At 71.5% G+C, this 17,710-nt stretch carries 17 protein-coding genes; 5 read left to right on the top strand and 12 right to left on the bottom strand.

Features of this window, described 5'->3' with window-relative positions:
- The first annotated feature begins 108 nt into the window (after positions 1 to 108).
- Positions 109 to 1,137: a LacI family DNA-binding transcriptional regulator gene (locus ACIQWX_RS37970; RefSeq protein WP_400881729.1), complete on the top strand. Its 1,029-nt coding sequence runs from the start codon at positions 109 to 111 to the stop codon at positions 1,135 to 1,137.
- 42 nt (positions 1,138 to 1,179) lie between these two features.
- On the opposite strand, the gene ACIQWX_RS37965 is transcribed toward ACIQWX_RS37970, so the two are convergent.
- Positions 1,180 to 1,752 (bottom strand): CGNR zinc finger domain-containing protein, encoded by a 573-nt coding sequence (locus ACIQWX_RS37965; RefSeq protein ID WP_400881727.1) that lies wholly within the window; start codon positions 1,750 to 1,752, stop codon positions 1,180 to 1,182.
- 117 nt (positions 1,753 to 1,869) lie between these two features.
- On the opposite strand from ACIQWX_RS37965, the gene ACIQWX_RS37960 reads away from it, so the two are divergent.
- Positions 1,870 to 2,730 (top strand): MBL fold metallo-hydrolase, encoded by an 861-nt coding sequence (locus ACIQWX_RS37960; protein ID WP_400881725.1) that lies wholly within the window; start codon positions 1,870 to 1,872, stop codon positions 2,728 to 2,730.
- Between the two features lie 2 nt (positions 2,731 to 2,732).
- On the opposite strand, the gene ACIQWX_RS37955 is transcribed toward ACIQWX_RS37960, so the two are convergent.
- The 3 genes from ACIQWX_RS37955 to ACIQWX_RS37945 form a co-directional block, all read right to left on the bottom strand.
- Positions 2,733 to 3,287 (bottom strand): DM13 domain-containing protein, encoded by a 555-nt coding sequence (locus ACIQWX_RS37955; RefSeq protein ID WP_400881723.1) that lies wholly within the window; start codon positions 3,285 to 3,287, stop codon positions 2,733 to 2,735.
- Positions 3,284 to 3,871 (bottom strand): hypothetical protein, encoded by a 588-nt coding sequence (locus ACIQWX_RS37950; protein ID WP_400881721.1) that lies wholly within the window; start codon positions 3,869 to 3,871, stop codon positions 3,284 to 3,286. The genes ACIQWX_RS37955 and ACIQWX_RS37950 overlap by 4 nt, the downstream gene beginning before the upstream one ends.
- A gap of 283 nt (positions 3,872 to 4,154) precedes the next feature.
- Positions 4,155 to 5,597: a LytTR family transcriptional regulator DNA-binding domain-containing protein gene (locus tag ACIQWX_RS37945; RefSeq protein WP_400881719.1), complete on the bottom strand. Its 1,443-nt coding sequence runs from the start codon at positions 5,595 to 5,597 to the stop codon at positions 4,155 to 4,157.
- Between the two features lie 362 nt (positions 5,598 to 5,959).
- Here ACIQWX_RS37945 and ACIQWX_RS37940 point away from each other — a divergent pair, with 362 nt between their 5' ends.
- Positions 5,960 to 7,354 (top strand): LytTR family transcriptional regulator DNA-binding domain-containing protein, encoded by a 1,395-nt coding sequence (locus ACIQWX_RS37940; RefSeq protein ID WP_400881717.1) that lies wholly within the window; start codon positions 5,960 to 5,962, stop codon positions 7,352 to 7,354.
- 42 nt (positions 7,355 to 7,396) lie between these two features.
- Here ACIQWX_RS37940 and ACIQWX_RS37935 read toward each other — a convergent pair whose 3' ends face one another.
- The 7 genes from ACIQWX_RS37935 to pqqC form a co-directional block, all read right to left on the bottom strand.
- Positions 7,397 to 9,079 carry a PQQ-dependent dehydrogenase, methanol/ethanol family gene (locus ACIQWX_RS37935; protein WP_400881715.1) on the bottom strand — a complete coding sequence of 561 codons (1,683 nt, stop codon included), beginning with the start codon at positions 9,077 to 9,079 and terminating at the stop codon, positions 7,397 to 7,399.
- 13 nt (positions 9,080 to 9,092) lie between these two features.
- Complete coding sequence (locus tag ACIQWX_RS37930; protein ID WP_400881713.1) at positions 9,093 to 9,548, bottom strand: MSMEG_3727 family PQQ-associated protein; 456 nt, start codon at positions 9,546 to 9,548, stop codon at positions 9,093 to 9,095.
- 137 nt (positions 9,549 to 9,685) lie between these two features.
- Complete coding sequence (katG, locus tag ACIQWX_RS37925; RefSeq protein WP_400881711.1) at positions 9,686 to 11,848, bottom strand: catalase/peroxidase HPI; 2,163 nt, start codon at positions 11,846 to 11,848, stop codon at positions 9,686 to 9,688.
- Positions 11,849 to 11,854: 6 nt separating this feature from the next.
- Entirely contained in the window at positions 11,855 to 12,403 is a 549-nt protein-coding gene (locus ACIQWX_RS37920; RefSeq protein WP_400881709.1) for a manganese efflux pump MntP family protein, read from the bottom strand.
- A 293-nt stretch (positions 12,404 to 12,696) separates the two neighbouring features.
- Positions 12,697 to 13,800, bottom strand: coding sequence for a pyrroloquinoline quinone biosynthesis protein PqqE (gene pqqE / locus ACIQWX_RS37915; protein ID WP_400881707.1), 1,104 nt, complete (start codon positions 13,798 to 13,800; stop codon positions 12,697 to 12,699).
- Entirely contained in the window at positions 13,797 to 14,072 is a 276-nt protein-coding gene (gene pqqD / locus ACIQWX_RS37910; RefSeq protein WP_400881705.1) for a pyrroloquinoline quinone biosynthesis peptide chaperone PqqD, read from the bottom strand. The genes pqqE and pqqD overlap by 4 nt, the downstream gene beginning before the upstream one ends.
- A complete protein-coding gene (gene pqqC / locus ACIQWX_RS37905; protein ID WP_400881703.1) occupies positions 14,072 to 14,767 on the bottom strand; it encodes a pyrroloquinoline-quinone synthase PqqC in 696 nt (231 codons plus the stop codon). Before pqqC ends, pqqD begins: the two co-directional genes overlap by 1 nt.
- A 167-nt stretch (positions 14,768 to 14,934) precedes the next feature.
- Between pqqC and ACIQWX_RS37900 the strand changes: the two genes are divergently transcribed.
- Entirely contained in the window at positions 14,935 to 16,185 is a 1,251-nt protein-coding gene (locus ACIQWX_RS37900; protein ID WP_400881701.1) for a pentapeptide repeat-containing protein, read from the top strand.
- Entirely contained in the window at positions 16,182 to 16,424 is a 243-nt protein-coding gene (locus ACIQWX_RS37895; RefSeq protein ID WP_400881699.1) for a hypothetical protein, read from the top strand. Before ACIQWX_RS37900 ends, ACIQWX_RS37895 begins: the two co-directional genes overlap by 4 nt.
- A 325-nt stretch (positions 16,425 to 16,749) precedes the next feature.
- Here ACIQWX_RS37895 and ACIQWX_RS37890 read toward each other — a convergent pair whose 3' ends face one another.
- The gene (locus ACIQWX_RS37890; protein ID WP_400881697.1) at positions 16,750 to 17,682 is read right to left on the bottom strand and encodes an alpha/beta fold hydrolase; all 933 of its coding nucleotides are present in this window, start codon (positions 17,680 to 17,682) and stop codon (positions 16,750 to 16,752) included.
- Between the last annotated feature and the right edge of the window lie 28 nt (positions 17,683 to 17,710).

Genomic DNA, 17,710 nt, shown 5'->3' with positions numbered 1-17,710 from the left:
CTTTGGGTAACGTTGCCCATCAAAGAGTGCGGCTGACTTTAAGAGCCCGGCGAGTGTGAGTCAAGACACCTGGTGTACAGCTTGCGTGCGGCAGGTAACGTTCTCCACATGGATCGAGCGGAGCAGCACCGGCGGGTGACGATCGTCGACGTCGCCCGCCACGCGGGCGTCTCGACGACCGCGGTGTCGAAGGTGCTGCGCAACGCCTACGGCGCGAGCCCCGCGATGCGCGCGAAGGTGCAGCAGGCGATCGAAGAGCTGGGTTACCGGCCGTACGCCGCGGCCCGCGGGCTGCGCGGCCAGACCTACACCATCGGCGTCATGCTGCCGGACATCCGGAACCCGTTCTTCCCGGACATCCTCGACGGCCTCACCGACACGCTGCGCGACACCGACTACCACGTCCTGCTCGGCCCCAGCTGCGACAACGAAACCGACGAAACCAAGCTCACGGACGCGATGGTCGACCGCGGCATGGACGGCCTGGTCCTCATCGCCCCGGTCATGTCGCAGGCACGGCTCGAGCGCCTGGCCGGGACCGTCCCGACCGTGGTGGTGGGCCGGCACACCCGCTCGGCCCGCTACGACACGGTGACCGACGACGACACGATCGGCGCCGAGCTCGTCGTCGACCACCTCGCCGGCCTCGGCCACCGCCGCATCGCGCACATCGAGCACCACGAGACCGACCCCGCCCGCCTCGCCGAGATGCCCAACGCGGTCCGCGCCGACGGCTACCGCAAAGCCATGCGGGACCGGGGGTTGCCGGTCGACGTCGTCTCGACCAGCTACACCCAGGAGGGCGGCTACCTCGGGACGCAGCAGATCCTCGCCAGGGCCGAACGCCCGACGGCCATCTTCGCCGGCGCCGACATCGTCGCCATGGGGGCGTTGACCGCCCTTTCGGAGGCGGGCTTGTCCGTCCCCGAAGACATCTCGCTGGCCGGGTACGACAACACGAGTTTCGCCGCTCTCGGCCCGATTTCGCTGACCAGCGTCGACCAGGCCGGCCACCACATCGGCACCGCGGCCGCCCGGCTCCTGCTGGAGCGCATCGCCGACCGGACCCGGCCGGCGGCCCAGATCAAGCTGTCGCCGAAACTGGTCCCCCGGCGCACCACGGCCGCGCCGCGGTAGTCCACTTCGGACAGTCGCACCTCGCGTGCCCGGTCCGGCGCGTCAGCTTTCCGCCGTGGCCGCCCGGGCCGCGCGCCGGGCCCGGGACTTCCGCAGGTTCGCGACGTTGCCGCACGTGCGCACGTCGTGCCAGACGCCGCTGGTGTTGCGGGAACCGTCCCAGAACGCCACCAGGCACTGCGGGTTCCGGCACAGCTTGACCCGGCGCCACGCGCCGGTGAGCTGGGCTTCGTGCACCGCCAGGAGCACGCGTTCGCCGAGCGCGGGAATGCCCGTCGAGCCCGGTCCGATGTGCACGGCGCCGTCGGCGTCGAGCCGGACGCGGACGGTGGTTTCGACGGCTGCCGGGGTGGTGTCGCCTGCCGGATCGTGGTCGCGCTCGATCAGCGACCGCCGGAGCGCGTCGCGCAGGGTGCGCAGGTCGCCCACCCCGGGGCTGTCGCCCGGGATGCCGTAGGCCGCCAGCCAGCGCGCCGCGGTGTCCGGCGCGTCCAGCAGGTCCGGGACGTCGCCGCCGGCCTTCGAGATCGACGCGGAGTTCAGCAGCTCCTGGACGATCCGCAGCTCCCCGGGCGCCACCGCGACCCGGAACCGGGTGTGGTCAGGGGCGTTCATGACGCAAGCATAGCCCGTTCGCTGGCGAATCGTTGGCGTGACGAACCCCTCACGACCTTTGCGATGACGTAGTCGTAAGCCGTATGGTTCTGTCATCGCTGAACGAAGGGATCGACCATGACCAGCTTCCCGAGCCCGCTGCGCTACGAGGTGTTCGTCTCGGACACGGCCCCGGTGGCCACGCCGCCCCGCCCGGACGACGGCCCCTCGCGGTGGTCGACGCTGTCCCACACGCTGATCCACGGCGGGACCGAGGCGTTGCTGACCGACCCGCCGATCACCCGGACGCAGGCCGACCGGCTCATCGAGTGGGTCGAGGGCCACGACGTGGCCTTGCGCTACATCTTCCTGACCCACGCCCACTTCGATCACTTCGTGACGACGAACCACCTGCTCCGGCACTTCCCGGACGCGACGGTGGTGGCCGGCGAAGCGGTCCTCGCCCGCATCGCCCGCGAAACTCCCGGCGGCGAGATTTCCGAGCGGTACCAGACCTTCTTCGGCGACGCTCTCCCGGAGCCACCGGTGACCGTCCACGGCGCGGCGTTCCCGGCCGGCGGGCTGAAGCTGGACGGACACGAGGTCTTCGTCCACGAGGTCGGCCACTCCGACACCGACGACACAACTGTCCTGCACGTGCCGTCACTGGACCTCGTGGTGGCCGGCGACGTGGTCTACAACAACACGCACCAGTACCTCGGCGAAGGCCGCGACGGCGGCCTGGACGCGTGGCACCGCGCCCTCGACAAGGTGGCCGGCTTGCAGCCGCGTTTCGTGGTGGCCGGCCACAAGGACGCCCGCCGCGGCGACCCGGCATCCGACATCGACGAGACACGCCGCTACCTCGACACGGCGGCGGCCGTCCTCGAGCAGACCGACGACCGCGCCGGGTTCTTCACGGTGATGAAGCAGCGCTACCCGGACCGCGTGAACCCGTGGGCGATCTGGCTCAGTGCCTTGCGGCTGTTCGAGAACTGAGGTCAGGCGCCCGGGGTGGTCAGCTCCGCCGCTCCGAAGGAAACGTCGAAGCGGTCGCACCAGAGGCTGACGCTGGTGTAGCCGGCCAGGTCGGTGCCGGCGGGCAGCGGGTAGTTCTGGTTTCCCTTGTTGCCCTTGAGCTTGCCCGCGTCGGCGTGCTTGCCGTCGTCGAACACGCCCCAGCCGTCCTTGCCCGGCTTCACCGGCGCGTCGGTGAGCCAGACGTGCACGTCCGGGCCGCTGCTGGTCTCGAGGTTCTCCAACCGCAGCACGAGCGAGCCGTCGGCCGCGCGCAGGATCCGGACCGTGCCGGTGGTCCGGTGCTCGTGGCTGATCAGCGTCCCGGAAGCGAGTTCGGCCGGTTGCTGCGGCACTGATTGCCGCGGCACCGAGGGCTGTGACGTCGGCGCGCCGGCCGGCAGGGCTTCTTGCACCGTCTCGTCCACCCAGAGCCGCCAGGGCTGGAACCAGTACAGGCCCGCCGCGACTCCGGCCAGCCCGGCCACCAGCACTCCGACGAACCAGGGCCGCGTGAGCAGGCGCCGCGTTCGGGTCATCTCGTTTCCCCTCCATCCGGTCGTGCGCCGGCGAGCGACAACCAGGACGTGCCGACGGCGACACCGATCATCGTGACCACCCCGCGCGGCCAGAAGATGTGACTGTCGAGAAAGGACACACTCGCGCCCAGGAGGATCACCGCACCCGGCACCGCCCGCCACCTCGCCCGCGAAATCGCCGCAAAGACGATCAGCGCGTTGGCGGCGAGGAAGCAGCCCGCGCCGAGGTGGCCGAGCAGGTCACCGACCCCGAACACGGCACCGACGACCGGCGTGGCCCCGTGCTGGGCGTGCACCACGGTGCCCGCGGCGATCCCCGCGACGGCGTCGAGCCCGCCGTAGAAGACCGCGAAACCGAACGCCGCCAGCCGCCCCGGCCACCGCAGCCACGGCGGCGCCGAGGTCAGCAGCAACCACTGCGCCACGGCCGGCAACGGGAAAACCGGGAGCAGCAGGACGTGCAGCTCGGCCCACCACGACGCCGTGGCCGCATCGAGGACAGCGGGATGCACGGCACCGAAGCCGGCGAGCAGCAGCCCCGGCAGGGCGAAGAGCAAACCGCGCAGCCAACGTGATCCGAGCACCGGCCGACGATAACCCGGGACGGCCGGTGATCAGGCGAGCCGGGGATTAGGGAACTCTTACGCTCCGGCTCGCCGAGCGTGCACTCGCGGCCGCGCGCCGCTCACCAGTAGCGGACCCAGCAGAGCGAGCACGGCGGCCCGCTGTCGTCGTGGGGGCACGCGGCGCAGCCCGCGGCGTTCGCACGGCGGAGCTCCGCCAGCCGCCCGCGCAGCCGCGACAGCACTGACCGCCGGCGCGCTCCGGGAGGAACGGCCTTTTCGGTGCGGCTCCGCACGACCCCGCTCATACGCCGAGCGTCCGCCGCAGGTCCGGGGCGTGGCGGCGGGACACCGGCACGAACTCGTGGGCGCGGGAGTCCATGATCAGGAACAGCTCGCCCTTGATGCCCCGCTCGACCTCCGCCACCCGGCGCAGGTTGGCCAGGAACCGCCGGTGCACCCGGCGGAACCCGAACGGCGTCAGCAACCGCTCGACGTTGTCCAGGCCGCGCGTCGCCGCCTGGATCCGGCCTCGTTCGGTGACCAGCCAGACGATGTTCCGGTCCGCTTCGGCGTAGCGGATCTCCGACGGCGCCAGCAGGACCAGCCGCTCTTCGCGCGTCCCGATGACGCACCGGGGCAGCGGGCCGAACGCGGCGCCGGCGCCGCCGTCGTACGCTTCGCCCTCTTCCACCCCGAACGCGCACACCATGCCCACCACGTGGTTCGCGTCGACGACGGACCGCAGGGTCAGCGGCACGGCCTCCTCGCCGGGACGCACCGGCAGGCGCGCCCACCCGCTCCACTCCGCGTTCCCCTCCGCTCGTTCCGCGGCCCACCGCAGCACTTCCGGCAGCCCGTCGATGTCCGGGGTCCAGCGCCGCGCCGGTTCGGTCGCGCCGACGACGACCGGGGTCTCCGCCGCGGTCACCCCCAGCAGCGCGATCGCCGCTTCGTTCGCGGCGATCACGTGGCCGCCGCGGTCCAGCGCCAGCAACGATCCGCCCGCCTGCGCGCACTTCCGGCCGAACTCGGCGAGCACCTTGTCGGCCTCGTACACCGCCCGCCGGTAGATCTCCTGCTCGACCCGGGAAACCGCTTTCTCCAGCCACCGCGGCACGAGCTCGGACAGCTCCGCGTCCCACCGCGAGACGTTGACGGACGCGACCGGCGCGCCGGTCACCGTGTCGCGGATCGAGACACCGGCGCACGCCCACCGGTGGAACGCCGCGCACCAGTGTTCCGGGCCCGTCACCGTCACCGGCCCGGCCACCTCGAGCGACGTGCCCATCCCGTTGGTCCCGGTGCACTCCTCCGACCACGACGACCACGGCGCGAGGTTGTGCAGCTCGGCGCGCCGCCGTGCGGAGGGATCGCCCCACGTCCCGAGGACGCGCCCGTCCCCGTCCGTCACCGTGACGACGGCGCCGTCGCGCTCCACCGCCTGGCCGGCCAGCGCACCCACGCCGCCCAGCGCGGTGTAGACGACGCCGTTGTCCCGTCGCGGGTCCTGGTCGCCCCGGGCCCCCGGTGCGGCGTCCAGCGCGCGGTCGACGTCGTAGCGATCCCGGCACCGGTACCAGCAAGCCAGGATTTCGGGCCGCACGCCCGTCTCGACGTCTTCGCCCGCGGCGAAGTTTTCCCACGCTCGAGCCACTTCCTTCGCCGAAGACGTGGCTGTCAAGGAAAGATCGCGGCCGCCGCCCCGGCTCGGTGCGATCACCAGCGGCGGCATCGGACCGGTCATCGCGACCTCCTCGTCGCCGGGTGCCCGGGTTCGCCCACCGGGCACGGAACGCAGGCACAACGTAACGCGGTGCCGTGAAAGCTTTCAAGACATCTTCGCGTCGCTGGGCCGGATGGCTGTAGAACTACTGGCTCGGACAGGGGAGCCGGACTGCGGCCGGAAAACCGAGCATAGATCCGGCCGGGTCCGGCGCACCGCTGTGACCGCTGGTGGGCGGATGGCCGCCGCCGGTCATCGCTTCCCGACCGTTCGTGGGGTGCCGTCCCGCGCTCGGCACACGCCGCTTGCCCGTCGTCCGGACCGGGGTTTAGCTTGCGGTGCGGGTCAAATCGTCGCGACCGACGGACCGGAGGCGGTCTCCCATGGCACAGCCACGCCGGCTCGAACCGAGTTCCGGCAGCCGTGGCGAAGCGGCGCTGCACCAAGCCTGGGAACGGTTCGCGCGCGGCGAAGACGACCTGCGCGGCGTCCGGCCCGAGATCGCGATCTCCTGGCACCGGTGCCGGGACCAGTACCGGGTCGACCCGGGCCTCACCGAAGCACCGGCGGCGGTCGCGGAGGTCGACCACGCGTTGCAGCACGACGTCGTGTTCGCCGAGCTCGGTTTCCGCGCCGCGTCACTGGCGCACGAAGTCGGTTCCCTCGGCGGCATCGTGACCATCGCCGACGGCACCGGCCGGGTGCTCGCCCAGTGGGGTGACCAGGTCACCGGCGCGGCCGCGGCCGAAGCCAACCTGGCGCCGTGGTTCTGCTGGGCCGAGGGCGCGACCGGGACGAACGGGATGGGGACCGCGCTGCTGGCCTACACCCCGGTGCTGGTCCGCGGCGCCGAGCACTGGTGCGCGGCGTTCCAGGACTGGACCTGCGCCGGCGTCGCGGTGCGCGACGTCGTGACGCGGGAACCGGTCGCGGTGCTCAACATCTCGTGCTGGCGCGGCGACCTGCCGGCGTCGGTGGCGACGTGGCTCGGCAACGCCGCCACGAAGACCCAGCGCATCCTGCGCCGGCGGGCGAAGGACGACAGCGCGGAACTCATCGCCGCCTTCACCCAGGCCAAAGCCGCCTCCCCCGCGCCGCTCGCGGCCGTGGACGCCGCGGGCCGGGTCGTGCTCGCCGACGACACCGCGGGCGTGCTCCTCGGCATCCCGGGCGCCACGCCGGCGCCGGATCCGGCGGTCCGCTGGAAACCGGAGCTGCCGGAGTTCATCCGGGCCGCCAGGTACGCCGCCGAGCAGGCGAAGCGCAACCGCGCCTGGACCGGCTCGACCCAGATCCTGACCCGCCTCGCCAGCGAACCGACGTCGATCAGCTTCCGGCCGGTGTTCCTGACCGGGCACCTGGTCGGCACCGTCGTCTCCTTCGGCGTCTCCGACGGGGATCCGCTGCCCCGGGCGGCCGACGACGGGCCGCTGCGCGCGCAGCCGCACCGGATGGTCGCGACGCGCGAAAACCGCATGGTGCTGCTGCGCCTGCCGGAAGTCTCCTTCGCCCAGTCGGACGGCAACGACGTGTGGCTGTCCACCGACCAGGGGCTGCTGCGGTCCGCCCTGCCCGGCCTCGACCGGCTGGAGACCGAGCTGAGCGGGTCCGGGTTCCTGCGGGTGCACCGTCAGTACGTCGTCAACCTCAGCCGGATCCGCGAGGTCGAGCGCCGCTACAAGGGCGAGCTGTTCCTGGTCATGGACGACCGCGAGCAGACCATGGTGCCGGTGTCCCGGCGCAACGCCCCGACCGTGCGCCGGGCGTTGGAGATCTGACGCGCCCGGGCACGGCCGGCACCCTTCAGGAAAACTTTTCCGTCACAAGGAAAACACGATCAGCGCGGCGCCGTGCCCCTGACCGGACAGCCCGGGGACGATGCCTTCGAGCCAGCCGCCCCAGCCGACCGCCACCGCGATGTGCTGCTTGCCCTCGACGGTGAACGTGCTCGGGCTGCTGTGGTGCCCGCTGCCGCACTGGAAGCTCCACAGCTTTTCGCCCGTCTCCGCGTGCAGGGCCAGGAACTCCCCCGACGGCGTGCCGGCGAACACGACGTTGCCGGCGGTGTTGAGGGTCGAGGCGGCCATCGGCATGTCGGTCAGCCGGTACCGCCACTTCTCCTCGCCGTGGGAGTCGAACGCGCTGACCGACCCGGCCATGTCGTCGATGTCGACCTCGACGGCGGCACCCCAGTAGGGCATGCCCTCCTTGAACTCGCGGCGCCGCCGGGTGGCGGTGGCGCCCACGTCGGCGACCGGGACGTAGAACAGGTCGTGCCCCGGGTGGTAGGAGGCGTGCGTCCACTCCTTCGCGCCGGCCGGGCCGGGGAAGAAGTGGCAGGGCTCCCCTTCCTCGTCCGGGTACTTGCGCGGGGTCACCTTGCCGTCGCGGGTGATGACGCCCCAGTCGATCCGGTCGACGAACGGCGTGACCTGCTGCAGCTCGCCGTTGGTCCGGTCGAGGACGAACTGGTACCCGTTCTTGTCGAAGTGGGCCAGCAGCTTCTTGCCGTCCCGCTCGAAGAGGATCATCTCCATCGTGGAGTCGTAGTCCCACAGGTCGTGCGGGGTGAACTGGTAGTGCCACTTGATCTCGCCGGTGTCGACGTCCAGCGCGACCACGCTGTCGGTGTAGAGGTTGTCGCCTTCGCGGACCGCGCCGTCGAAGTCCGGTGCCGGGTTCCCGGTGCCCGCGTAGTAGAGGTTCAGCTCCGGGTCGAAGGTGCCGGTGACCCAGTGGTTCGCGCCGCCGCGCTGCCAGGCCTCCCCGTCGGCGGGCCAGGTCTCCGAGCCGGGCTCCCCCGGCTTCGGCACGGTGTAGGTGCGCCAGCGCTGCTCGCCGGTCTCCAGGTCCCAGCAGTCGATGTGCCCGCGGACGCCGTATTCGCCGCCGGCGGAACCGGTGATGATCGTGTCCTTGACGACCAGCGGGGCGATGGAAGCGCTTTCCCCGGCCCGCACGTCCCCGATCGGCTTCTGCCAGACCTTCCGGCCGTCGGTGGCGTCGAGCGCGACCAGCTGGGCGTTCTGGGTCACCATGTAGACCTTGCCGTTGGCCACCGCGCAGCCGCGGTTGACGTTGGCGCAGCACAAGGTGACGTCGATGGGGATCGCGTGCTTGTAGCGCCACAGCTGCTCGCCGGTCTTCGCGTCGAGCGCCCAGAGCCAGCCGTCCCAGCCGGTGACGAACATGACGCCGTCGACCACCAGCGGGCAGGCTTCGAACGCGTAGGTCGAGGTGGATGCGATCAGGCCGCTCGCGCTCGCCTGGAAGATCCAGGCCACCTTCAGGTCCTTGACGTTGCCGGCGTTGATCTGGTCGAGCAGGCTGTGCCGCTTGCCGTCGTAGTCGCCGTAGTAGGTGATCCAGTTGTCCGGCTCGCTGCGTGCCCGGAGGATGCGCTCGTAGTCGATGCCGCGCGTCACGTCCGGCGCGCGGTGCGGCAGGTTGGAGAGCTTGCTGTGGTTGAACGCCTTGCCGGCGTCGACGTACTCGGTGGTCATGGTTCCTGCCTCCCTACGGCCGCGGCTGGGCGGGTCGGTCGAGCTTGGCCTCCGGCGGCACTTCCCCGGTGACGACGATGGCGGCGGTCAGGCCGCGGCCCTCGTCGTTGCCGGCCGGCGAGCCGTACCAGTAGCAGCCGGGCCCGTCCAGCTCCAGCGTCGCGGTGCCCTTGGAGTGGTTCAGCAGACCGATGAACTGCTTGTCGCCGTTGCTGGGCAGCAGGCAGGCGTGCGTGTTCTTGTCGTCGTTGACGATCGTCAGCTCGAGGACGCCGGAGTGCGGCATGATCAGCACCCCCGGGTCCCACGTCATCGCGTCCTCGCGGATCGTGATGGTCGCTTCCATCGTCCCGTCGGGGCGTTCGGTCGCCTTGGCGATGGTGCCGGAGCCGAGCACGGCCCCAATGGTCGCCCTGTTCTGCCCGCTGAGCTCGGCCAGGAGTTCCTCTCGTTCCTGGGAGATCGTCACCGGACGTCACCTCCTCGTCGGCTTTCCGTTGCTCTGCAACGGCTCCGGACGCTACCCCGGCGCGTGACGCCCGGAAATCCTTCGCCACAGGTCGCTTCCGCTCCGCCGTTGACCCGGCCGGAGGTACCGTTCGTGCGTCAGCGGAGGTCGAACCGGTCGAGCTCCATGACCTTCACCCACGCCGCGGCGAAGTCGCGGACAAACCTCTGGTCCTCGCTCGCGTACACCTCCGCGAGCGCCCGCAGTTCGGAGTGCGCGCCGAACAGGAGGTCGACCCGGCTCGCGGTCCACCGCGGTTCGCCGCGAACGCGTCCTTCGTAAGTTCCCCGGTGTTGCCGGGAAACCCACTCGGTTCCCGGGGCGAGCAAGGTGACGAAGAAGTCGTTCGTCAGCGTGCCGGGCCTGGTCGTCAGCACGCCCAGCGGCGAGCCCCGGTGGTTGGCCCCGAGCACCCGCAGCCCGCCGACCAGCACCGTCAGCTCGGGCGCGGTGAGGGTCAGCAGGCTCGCCCGGTCGACCAGCAGGTGCTCGGGTGGCAGGCGAAGCCCGTCGCCCACGTAGTTCCGGAAGCCGTCCGCGACGGGCCGCAGGGCGCCGAACGACTCGACGTCCGTCCACTCCTGCACCGCGTCCGTGCGCCCCGGCCGGAACGGGACCTCGACGGCGTCGCCGGCGGCGTGCTCCACCGCGGCGCACCCGCCGAGCACGATCAAGTCGGCCAGGGAGATCCGCTTGCCCGAATCGGCGAAGCGCTCCTGGATCGCTTGCAGCGCCGGGAGGACGACGTCGAGCTGTTCGGGCTCGTTGACGTCCCAGCCGCGCTGCGGGTCGAGCCGGATGCGCGCCCCGTTCGCCCCGCCGCGCTTGTCGCTGTCGCGGTACGTCGAAGCCGACGCCCAGGCCGTGGCGACGAGCTGCGCCACCGTCAGGCCGGAGTTCATGATCTCGCGTTTGATCGCCGCGACGTCGCCGTCGTCCACCAGTTCGTGGTCCACGGCGGGCACCGGGTCCTGCCAGATCAGCCGTTCGGCCGGGACGAGCGGCCCCAGGTACCGCTGGACCGGCCCGAGGTCGAGGTGGGTCAGCTTGAACCACGCCCGCGCGAACGCGTCCTCGAACTCGTCCGGGTGCGCGAGGAACCGCCGGGAGATCGCCTCGTACGCGCGGTCTTCCTGCAACGACAGGTCGGTGGTGAGCATGACCGGGTGGTGCTTCTTCGCCGGGTCGTAGGGGTCCGGCACGGTGCCCTCGCCCCCGCCGCCGGCCGGGATCCACTGCCACAGGCCGGCCGGGCTCAGCTCGACGTCCCACTTGTGGTCGAACAGCGTCTCGAAGAACGTGTGGTCCCAGCGGACCGGCGAGCGCGTCCACATCCCTTCCAGCCCGCTGGTGACGGTGTCCGGCCCGACGCCGCTGCCGTGCCCGCCGGCCCAGCCCAGGCCCTGCTCGGTGAGCGGCGCGGCCTCCGGCTCGGGACCGCAGACGACCCTCGGGTCCGCCGGGCCGTGGGTCTTGCCGAAGGTGTGCCCGCCCGCGATGAGCGCGACGGTCTCGACGTCGTCGAACCCCATCCGCTTGAAGGTTTCCCGGATGTCGCGGGCCGCGAGCCGCGGGTCGGGGTTGGTCGCCGGCCCCTGCGGGTCCACGTAGATCAGCCCCATCGCGGTGGCCGCCAGCGGTTCGGCGAGCTGCCGCAGGCCGGTGTAGCGGTCCTCGGCCAGCCACGTGCGTTCCGGCCCCCAGTACGTCTCGTCGGGCTCCCACGCGTCGACCCGGCCGCCGCCGAACCCGAACGTCGTGAAACCCATCGACTCCAGGGCCCGGTTGCCGGCGAAGACCATCAGGTCCGCCCAGGAGAGCTTGCGCCCGTACTTCCGCTTCACCGGCCACAGCAGCCGGCGTGCCTTGTCCAGGTTGCGGTTGTCGGGCCAGCTGTTCAGCGGGGCGAAGCGCTGCATCCCGGTGCCCGCGCCGCCGCGGCCGTCGCTGACCCGGTAGGTCCCGGCGGCGTGCCAGGCCATGCGCAGCACCAGCGGGCCGTAGTGGCCGAAGTCGGCGGGCCACCAGTCCTGCGACGTCGTCAGCACTTCGTCGACGTCCCGCGCCACCTCGTCGAGGTCCAGCGTGGCGAACTGCGCGGCGTAGTCGAAGCCCGCGCCGAGCGGATCGGCTTCGGATGGGTTGCGCCGCAGCGGTTTCAGGTCCACCCGGTTCGGCCACCGGTCACCCCGCCGCCGCGCCGGTTCGCCCAGCACCCGGTCGTACGTGCGGTGGACGTGGGTGTCGGGGTGCTCGGGCATCGGTGCTCAGCCGAAGACGAGCGGCAGCAGGATCGCCGCGCCCAGCAGGGAAATCCCGCTGAACAGATCGGCCCGGACGCGCACCACCTTGGCGGCCATCCGCCCGACGTACAGGCCGGCGAACGTCATCACCACGGTCATGGCCCCGAACGCCAGCATCGGGACCACCAGCGAGAACCCGGCGATCCCCAGCCCGGCGCCGGCGACGAAGTTGTCGACGGACAGCGAAAACGGCATCCCGAACAGCGTCACCCACGGGTGGTCCATGTCCTCCGGCTCCGGGTGCCGGATCGCCCCGACGATGAAGTAGACGCCGTAGAGGCCGAGCGCGGCCGCGCCGATGTACTCCGCCGAGTCGCCGAGGAAGTCACCCAGGTAGTGGCCGAGGAAGCCGCCCAGCAGCGGTCCCACCGCGTCCCAGAGCCCGAAGACGAGCGCGACCTGCACGGCGCGCCGCCAGCCGAAGGGGATGGTGCCGATGGCGATCGACGAACGGAAGTTGTCGAGGCTGAGCCCGAAGGCGAGGGCGATCAGCGGGAGGAACTCGAGGGTCATCGGCACCACCTCCGAAGACGGGGCGCAAGGCCCCGGACCCGGCCGGGGCCTTGCGCCGGGGCAGGACGGCCCGGGCGGTCAGTCCCGGTGGAAGTAGCCGGTGACCTCGGCGCACACCTCGACGATCGTGTACTCCGGCGTTTCCCATTCCATGTTGCGCTCCTCCTCCTGTCGGACCGGAAGGGTTCCGGTCGAGCATCGGCGCCGCGGCGCGGCCCCCGCAACCGAGGCGGAACCAGTGGCCGGCAACCGGTGCCGAACGGCACGCCGGCCCCCACGAGCGGTCCCGGCGTTCAGCGGCCGCGCGCGTCCACCGTCGGCCTGCGGTGGACGAGTTGTCCGCCGGCGCCCTCTTGGTTGGCCCGCACGAGCGCGTCCGCCACCAGGTGGTGGTCGGGCGAGTGCCGGCACACCGGATCGGTGCGCCCCGCGTCGCCGGTCAACGCGAAGGCCTGGCACCGGCACCCGCCGAAGTCCAGTTCCTTGCGCGGGCAACCACGGCACGGGTCCGGCAGCCACCCGGTGCTGCGGTAGGCCTCGAACGCCGGTGACTCCGCCCAGATCCATTCGAGGTCGTGTTCCCGCACCGAAGGGAACGCCATCGTGGTGATCTCCGACGCGGCCGAGCACGGGTAGGCCACGCCGTCCGGGGCGACGGTCAGCGCGGTGCGCGCCCAGCCGCCCATGCAGGGCTTGGGATAGGGCTCGTAGTAGTCCGGCAGGATCCACAGCAGTTCGACTCGGTCCGCCAGTTCGGCCTTCCGGCGCCGGTAGACGCCGACCGCCGCGTCCAGCTGGGCCTTGCTCGGCATCAGCAGGTCGCGGTTGCGCAGCGCCCAGCCGTAGTACTGGGTGTTGGCGAGCTCCAGCCGTTCGGCGCCCCACCGCAGGCAGAGGTCGATGATCGCGTCCAGCCGGTCCAGGTTCAGCCGGTGCAGCACGACGTTCATGTTCAGCGGCAGCCCGGCGGCGCGGATGGTGCGTGCGGCCGCTTCCTTCTTGTCGAACCGCTTGCTCGCCGCGACCAGGTCCGTCGACTCGGCCGCATCGCCCTGGATGCTGAGCTGGGCGCTGTTCAACCCGGCCGCCACGAGCGATTCGGCCCGCTGCTCGGTCAACCCGAGGCCGCTGGTGATCAGGTTCGTGTACAGGCCGAGGCGGCGGCATTCGGCGACGAGCACCTCGAGGTCGCCGCGGACGAGGGGTTCGCCACCGGACAGGTGGACCTGCAGGACGCCGAGCGCGGCCGCCTGCCCGAGCACCCGCACCCAGTCGGCGGTGGTGAGCTCGTCGCGCCGGTCGAGCAGCGCCAGCGGGTTCGAGCAGTAGACGCAGTGCAACGGGCACCGGTGGGTGACCTCGGCGAGCAGCCCGAAGGGCCGCGGCTTCCCGGTCACCGGACCACCACCCAGCCCCGGCCGCCGGCGTCCTGGAGGAACGCCACGACGTCGCCGGTGAGATCGGCCGCGCCGAAGTCCCGCTCGAGCTGCTCGACCAGCTGCCGCACGGTCCGGCTGCCGTCGCACAGGCCGAGGATCGCCGCGCTCGACTTGTTCAGCAGCACGACCCGTTCCGGCAGCAGGAGCAGTTCGACGTCCCGGACGTCGTCGTGCTTGAGCACCGCCTTGGTCGCCAGCCGGGGCGTCGCGGCCGGGTCGCCGGCGTCCATCACGAGCTCTTGCCGTACGCGAGTTCGACGGCGTCGAGCAGGCTCCAGAGGACGTCGCACTTGAACTCCAGCGCGCGGGCGCACGCGTCCTGCTGTTCGCGGGTCTTCGCGTGGTTGAGCACGAGCTCGAGCAGGTGCGCGATGTCTTTCGGCTGCTGGGTGAGCCGGGCCCGGAAGTAGTCCAGGCCTTCGGTCGCGATCCACGGGTAGTGCCGCCGGACGTCGGTGATCCGCCTGCTGAGCAGGTCCGGGGCGAACAGCTCGGTCAGCGCCGAGGCCACGGACTCCAGCCACGGCTGCCGCCGGCAGAAGTCGACGTAGGCGTCGACGGCGAACCGCACCCCGGGCAGCACGGTGCCGTCGTCGTACAGCTCCGCCCGGCTCAGGCCGACGGCTTCCCCGAGCCGAACCCACTTCTCGATGCCACCTTCATCACCGGCGCGGCCGTCGTGGTCGACGATCCGCCGGATCCACCGCCGCCGATCGTCGCGGCCGGGGAGCTTGGTCAGGATGAACGCGTCCTTCACCGGCAGGTTCACCTGGTAGTAGAAGCGGTTGCGCACCCAGCCCCGGAACTCCGCTTCGGTGAGCAAACCCGCGTGCATCCGTTCGTTGAACGGGTGCAGGTGGTGGTACCGCTTCTCCCCGATCGACCGCAGCCGCGCTTCGAACTCTTCCGCGGGCCAGGCGTTCACACCGCCACCTCCTCGGGCTTGTCCCCGCCCACCTTGTGCGGCCCCGCCCGGCCCTGACAACCGGCCGCGAACGACCGGCCCCGGATCCCGGACGAACGGCAACCGGCCGGGTACGAGTGGTCCGCGACCGGTCGTGTCCCGGTGTCCCGGCGTGGCACAGTCGAGTGGTGCACCCACCGCACTCGCTCCCCGTCGACGGCGAGCCACCGGAAACCACGCCGGACGAACGTCTCGGCAAGGTGCTGACGACCCGTGCCATCGTGCTCGCCGGGGTCGTGGTGGTCGTCGTCGCAGGCGGCACGCTTTCGCTGCTGTTGGCGCTGTTCGGCGCCGGAACCCCGGCGGACCAGGCTCGGCTGGACGTCTTCCGGGCGACCGGGAACGTCGTTCTCGGCGCGGGCGGCGCCGTGGCATTGCTGCTGGCGGCACGGCGGCAGCGACTCGGAGAGCTGGAGCTGCGTCGGAAGGAGCACGAACTCGCCCAGCGAGAGCGGGCGCAAGAGCACACCGAACGAGTCGCCGCGGACAACCGGGAGCACCAGCTCCGGCTGGCCGAGGACGCCCGGACCGATGCGGCGGAACGCCGGATCACCGAGCTCTACACGAAAGCAGCCGATCAGCTCGGGTCCGAGAAGACACCGATCCGGCTCGCCGGCCTCTACGCCCTCGAACGGCTGGCCCAGAACACCCCGGACCAGCGGCAGACGATCGCCAACCTCCTCTGCGCCTACCTCCGGCTGCCCTACACCTTGCCCACCCGCCCCCGGTTGCCGCCGTGGTCGTCCCTGCGCCCGGTCGAGTCCCCGCCGGACGGGACCGTTCAGCCGGGGACCGGCCCGAGCGAACAAGAGCTGGAGGTCCGCGCCACCGCCCAGCGAATCCTGGCCGACCACCTCTTTCCCGGCGACGACCCGGAAGTCGTGCGCGCCGAGTTCTGGCCCGGGATCACGCTCAACCTGACCGGCGCCCTGCTGTGCCACTTCGACTTCCGGGGGTGCCGGGTCGGCAACGTCCGGTTCGGCGGCGCCCGGTTCGCCGGGTGGACCCGCTTCGAAGGCGTCGAGTTCACCGGCTACGCCATCTTCGGTGGCGCCACGTTCGAAAGATCGGCGAACTTCAAGGGTGCTCGGTTCCACGGCCGCGCCCTGTTCCGGGGCGCGGCGTTCCGCAACGGCGTGACGTTCGAACACGCCCGATTCGCCGGCGAAGCACTGTTCGGCGGCCTGCGGACGATCGACGACGAAGCGCACGCGGACGGCGCCGTGTTCGGTGGCACCGCGACCTTCGCCGAAGCGGCGTTCGACCACGGCGTCGTCCTCGACGACGCCCTGGTGACGGATGGCGAGGCCGGCCACGTGTGGCCTCCCGGCTGGAAACCGTCGGCCGATGACCAAGGCGGGAGCTGGCGCTTCGGGTGACCGGGGACCTGGACACCACACACGCCGTCCGCCTGGTCCGTCACCAGCTGGAGCAGGCCCAGCAGGACGGTCGGCGACGCCCCAGCCAGCGAGCGCTCGTCGACGCCACCGGCCTCACTCCGGAGGCGGTCGATGCCGCCTTCAACGCACTCGAGATCGACTGGAGGGACACCTCCGTGCGGAAGCCGTCGGCCGACGCCCTCACTCGCCTGATCATCGACGAGCCGAGGCGCCGATGACGACGCCCACCCGGCCGACCTGCGCTCATGGAGGCCACCGGACTGACCGAGCACGCGGTGCGGACGGCGTTGGACAAGATCAAGGAAGGTGGCGACACCAATGCGCGGCGCCGGCCGCCGGCTCTCGAACCGGACTGGTGACGTCCCAGCCGCCTGGAGCGACCTCCACAAAGGACTCGGCGACCTCAGGCGAGACGCCGCCGGAGGCTAGGACCCCAGCGGGCGGCACCGCGGTGAGCTGGCTCGGTTTCGCCTTCGGATCGATCACCTCGATCGCCGCCAACGTCCTCCACACGTGGTTGCCCGCCGGCACGCAATCATCCGGTCACCGGTCGGTTCGGTCGTGGGGCGGCGGTGACGAGGCATTCTCACTGCCGTGCCCGCAGCCTCTCCTCGCCCCGTGGCCGGCCGCATAGGACGCCGGCTCCACCGGCTGGTCGGTGAAGAAGCGGGCAGCCAGGTCCGCGACGTCGGCCGCGCGCTCCAGGACCACCCAATGGTCGGCATCCCTGATGCTGACGAACCGGCTGCCCGCGATCGTGGCCGCGAACTCCCGCTGCCGGTCCGGAGAGGTGATCGAGTCGTGCTCACCGGTGAACACCAGCGTCGGCACCCCGGACAGGCCGCCGTCGAAGGCCGGGCCGCTGATCAGAGAACGGCGCAGGTACTCCATCACGTTGGGCACGTGCACGGCGACGTGCAGCATCGACCGCTTGACGTACCGGTACACCAGGGACCGCCGGGGGATGTGGCGGCCGGGGTCGAGGCACAGTTGCATCCGCGCGGCCACCGTGGCGAACGCTTCGGCGTCGCCGGCGGCGAGGTGGTCGGCCGCTTCGCGCAACGACGCCTGCTGCGCGGGACTGGTGTGCGAAACCACGCCGCCGAGAACCAGCCGCGCGATCCGGTCCGGGTTGCGCTGGGCGCACCCGAAAGCGAGTTCCGCGCCGTAGGAATAACCGAACAGGTTGACCCGCGGTACGCCGAGGTCGTCGATGATCCGGTCGATCGCCCGGCCCGTGAACGTGGTGTCCGACCCCGCCGGCAGCGGGTCCGAAGTCCCCATCCCGGGCAGGTCCGCGGTCACCAGGTCCGCAAGCGGCGTGATCCGGTCCTCCATGTGGGGCCAGCCGTGACTGCCCTGGAACCCGCCGCCGAGCACGACCACCGGCTCGGTCCGCGGAGCGGGCTGCCGCAGCCGCCGGTAGCTGAACCGCGTCCCGTCGACCGCCAGCGCACGGACAACTTCCTCGTACATGCTCTGCTTTCTGCTTCCGGGAACCGCC

The sequence above is a fragment of the Amycolatopsis sp. NPDC098790 genome, assembly GCF_044759945.1.
Taxonomy (GTDB): domain Bacteria; phylum Actinomycetota; class Actinomycetes; order Mycobacteriales; family Pseudonocardiaceae; genus Amycolatopsis.
This window is presented reverse-complemented; position numbering and strand designations above follow the sequence as displayed.

What these genes read in the sequence shown, in the direction of transcription:
- ACIQWX_RS37970 (WP_400881729.1), top strand. Translation starts at nt 109, where the DNA reads ATGGATCGAGCGGAGCAGCACCGGCGGGTGACGATCGTCGACGTCGCC.
- ACIQWX_RS37965 (WP_400881727.1), bottom strand. Translation starts at nt 1,752, where the DNA reads ATGAACGCCCCTGACCACACCCGGTTCCGGGTCGCGGTGGCGCCCGGG.
- ACIQWX_RS37960 (WP_400881725.1), top strand. Translation starts at nt 1,870, where the DNA reads ATGACCAGCTTCCCGAGCCCGCTGCGCTACGAGGTGTTCGTCTCGGAC.
- ACIQWX_RS37955 (WP_400881723.1), bottom strand. Translation starts at nt 3,287, where the DNA reads ATGACCCGAACGCGGCGCCTGCTCACGCGGCCCTGGTTCGTCGGAGTG.
- ACIQWX_RS37945 (WP_400881719.1), bottom strand. Translation starts at nt 5,597, where the DNA reads ATGACCGGTCCGATGCCGCCGCTGGTGATCGCACCGAGCCGGGGCGGC.
- ACIQWX_RS37940 (WP_400881717.1), top strand. Translation starts at nt 5,960, where the DNA reads ATGGCACAGCCACGCCGGCTCGAACCGAGTTCCGGCAGCCGTGGCGAA.
- ACIQWX_RS37935 (WP_400881715.1), bottom strand. Translation starts at nt 9,079, where the DNA reads ATGACCACCGAGTACGTCGACGCCGGCAAGGCGTTCAACCACAGCAAG.
- katG (WP_400881711.1), bottom strand. Translation starts at nt 11,848, where the DNA reads ATGCCCGAGCACCCCGACACCCACGTCCACCGCACGTACGACCGGGTG.
- ACIQWX_RS37920 (WP_400881709.1), bottom strand. Translation starts at nt 12,403, where the DNA reads ATGACCCTCGAGTTCCTCCCGCTGATCGCCCTCGCCTTCGGGCTCAGC.
- pqqD (WP_400881705.1), bottom strand. Translation starts at nt 14,072, where the DNA reads ATGGACGCCGGCGACCCGGCCGCGACGCCCCGGCTGGCGACCAAGGCG.
- ACIQWX_RS37890 (WP_400881697.1), bottom strand. Translation starts at nt 17,682, where the DNA reads ATGTACGAGGAAGTTGTCCGTGCGCTGGCGGTCGACGGGACGCGGTTC.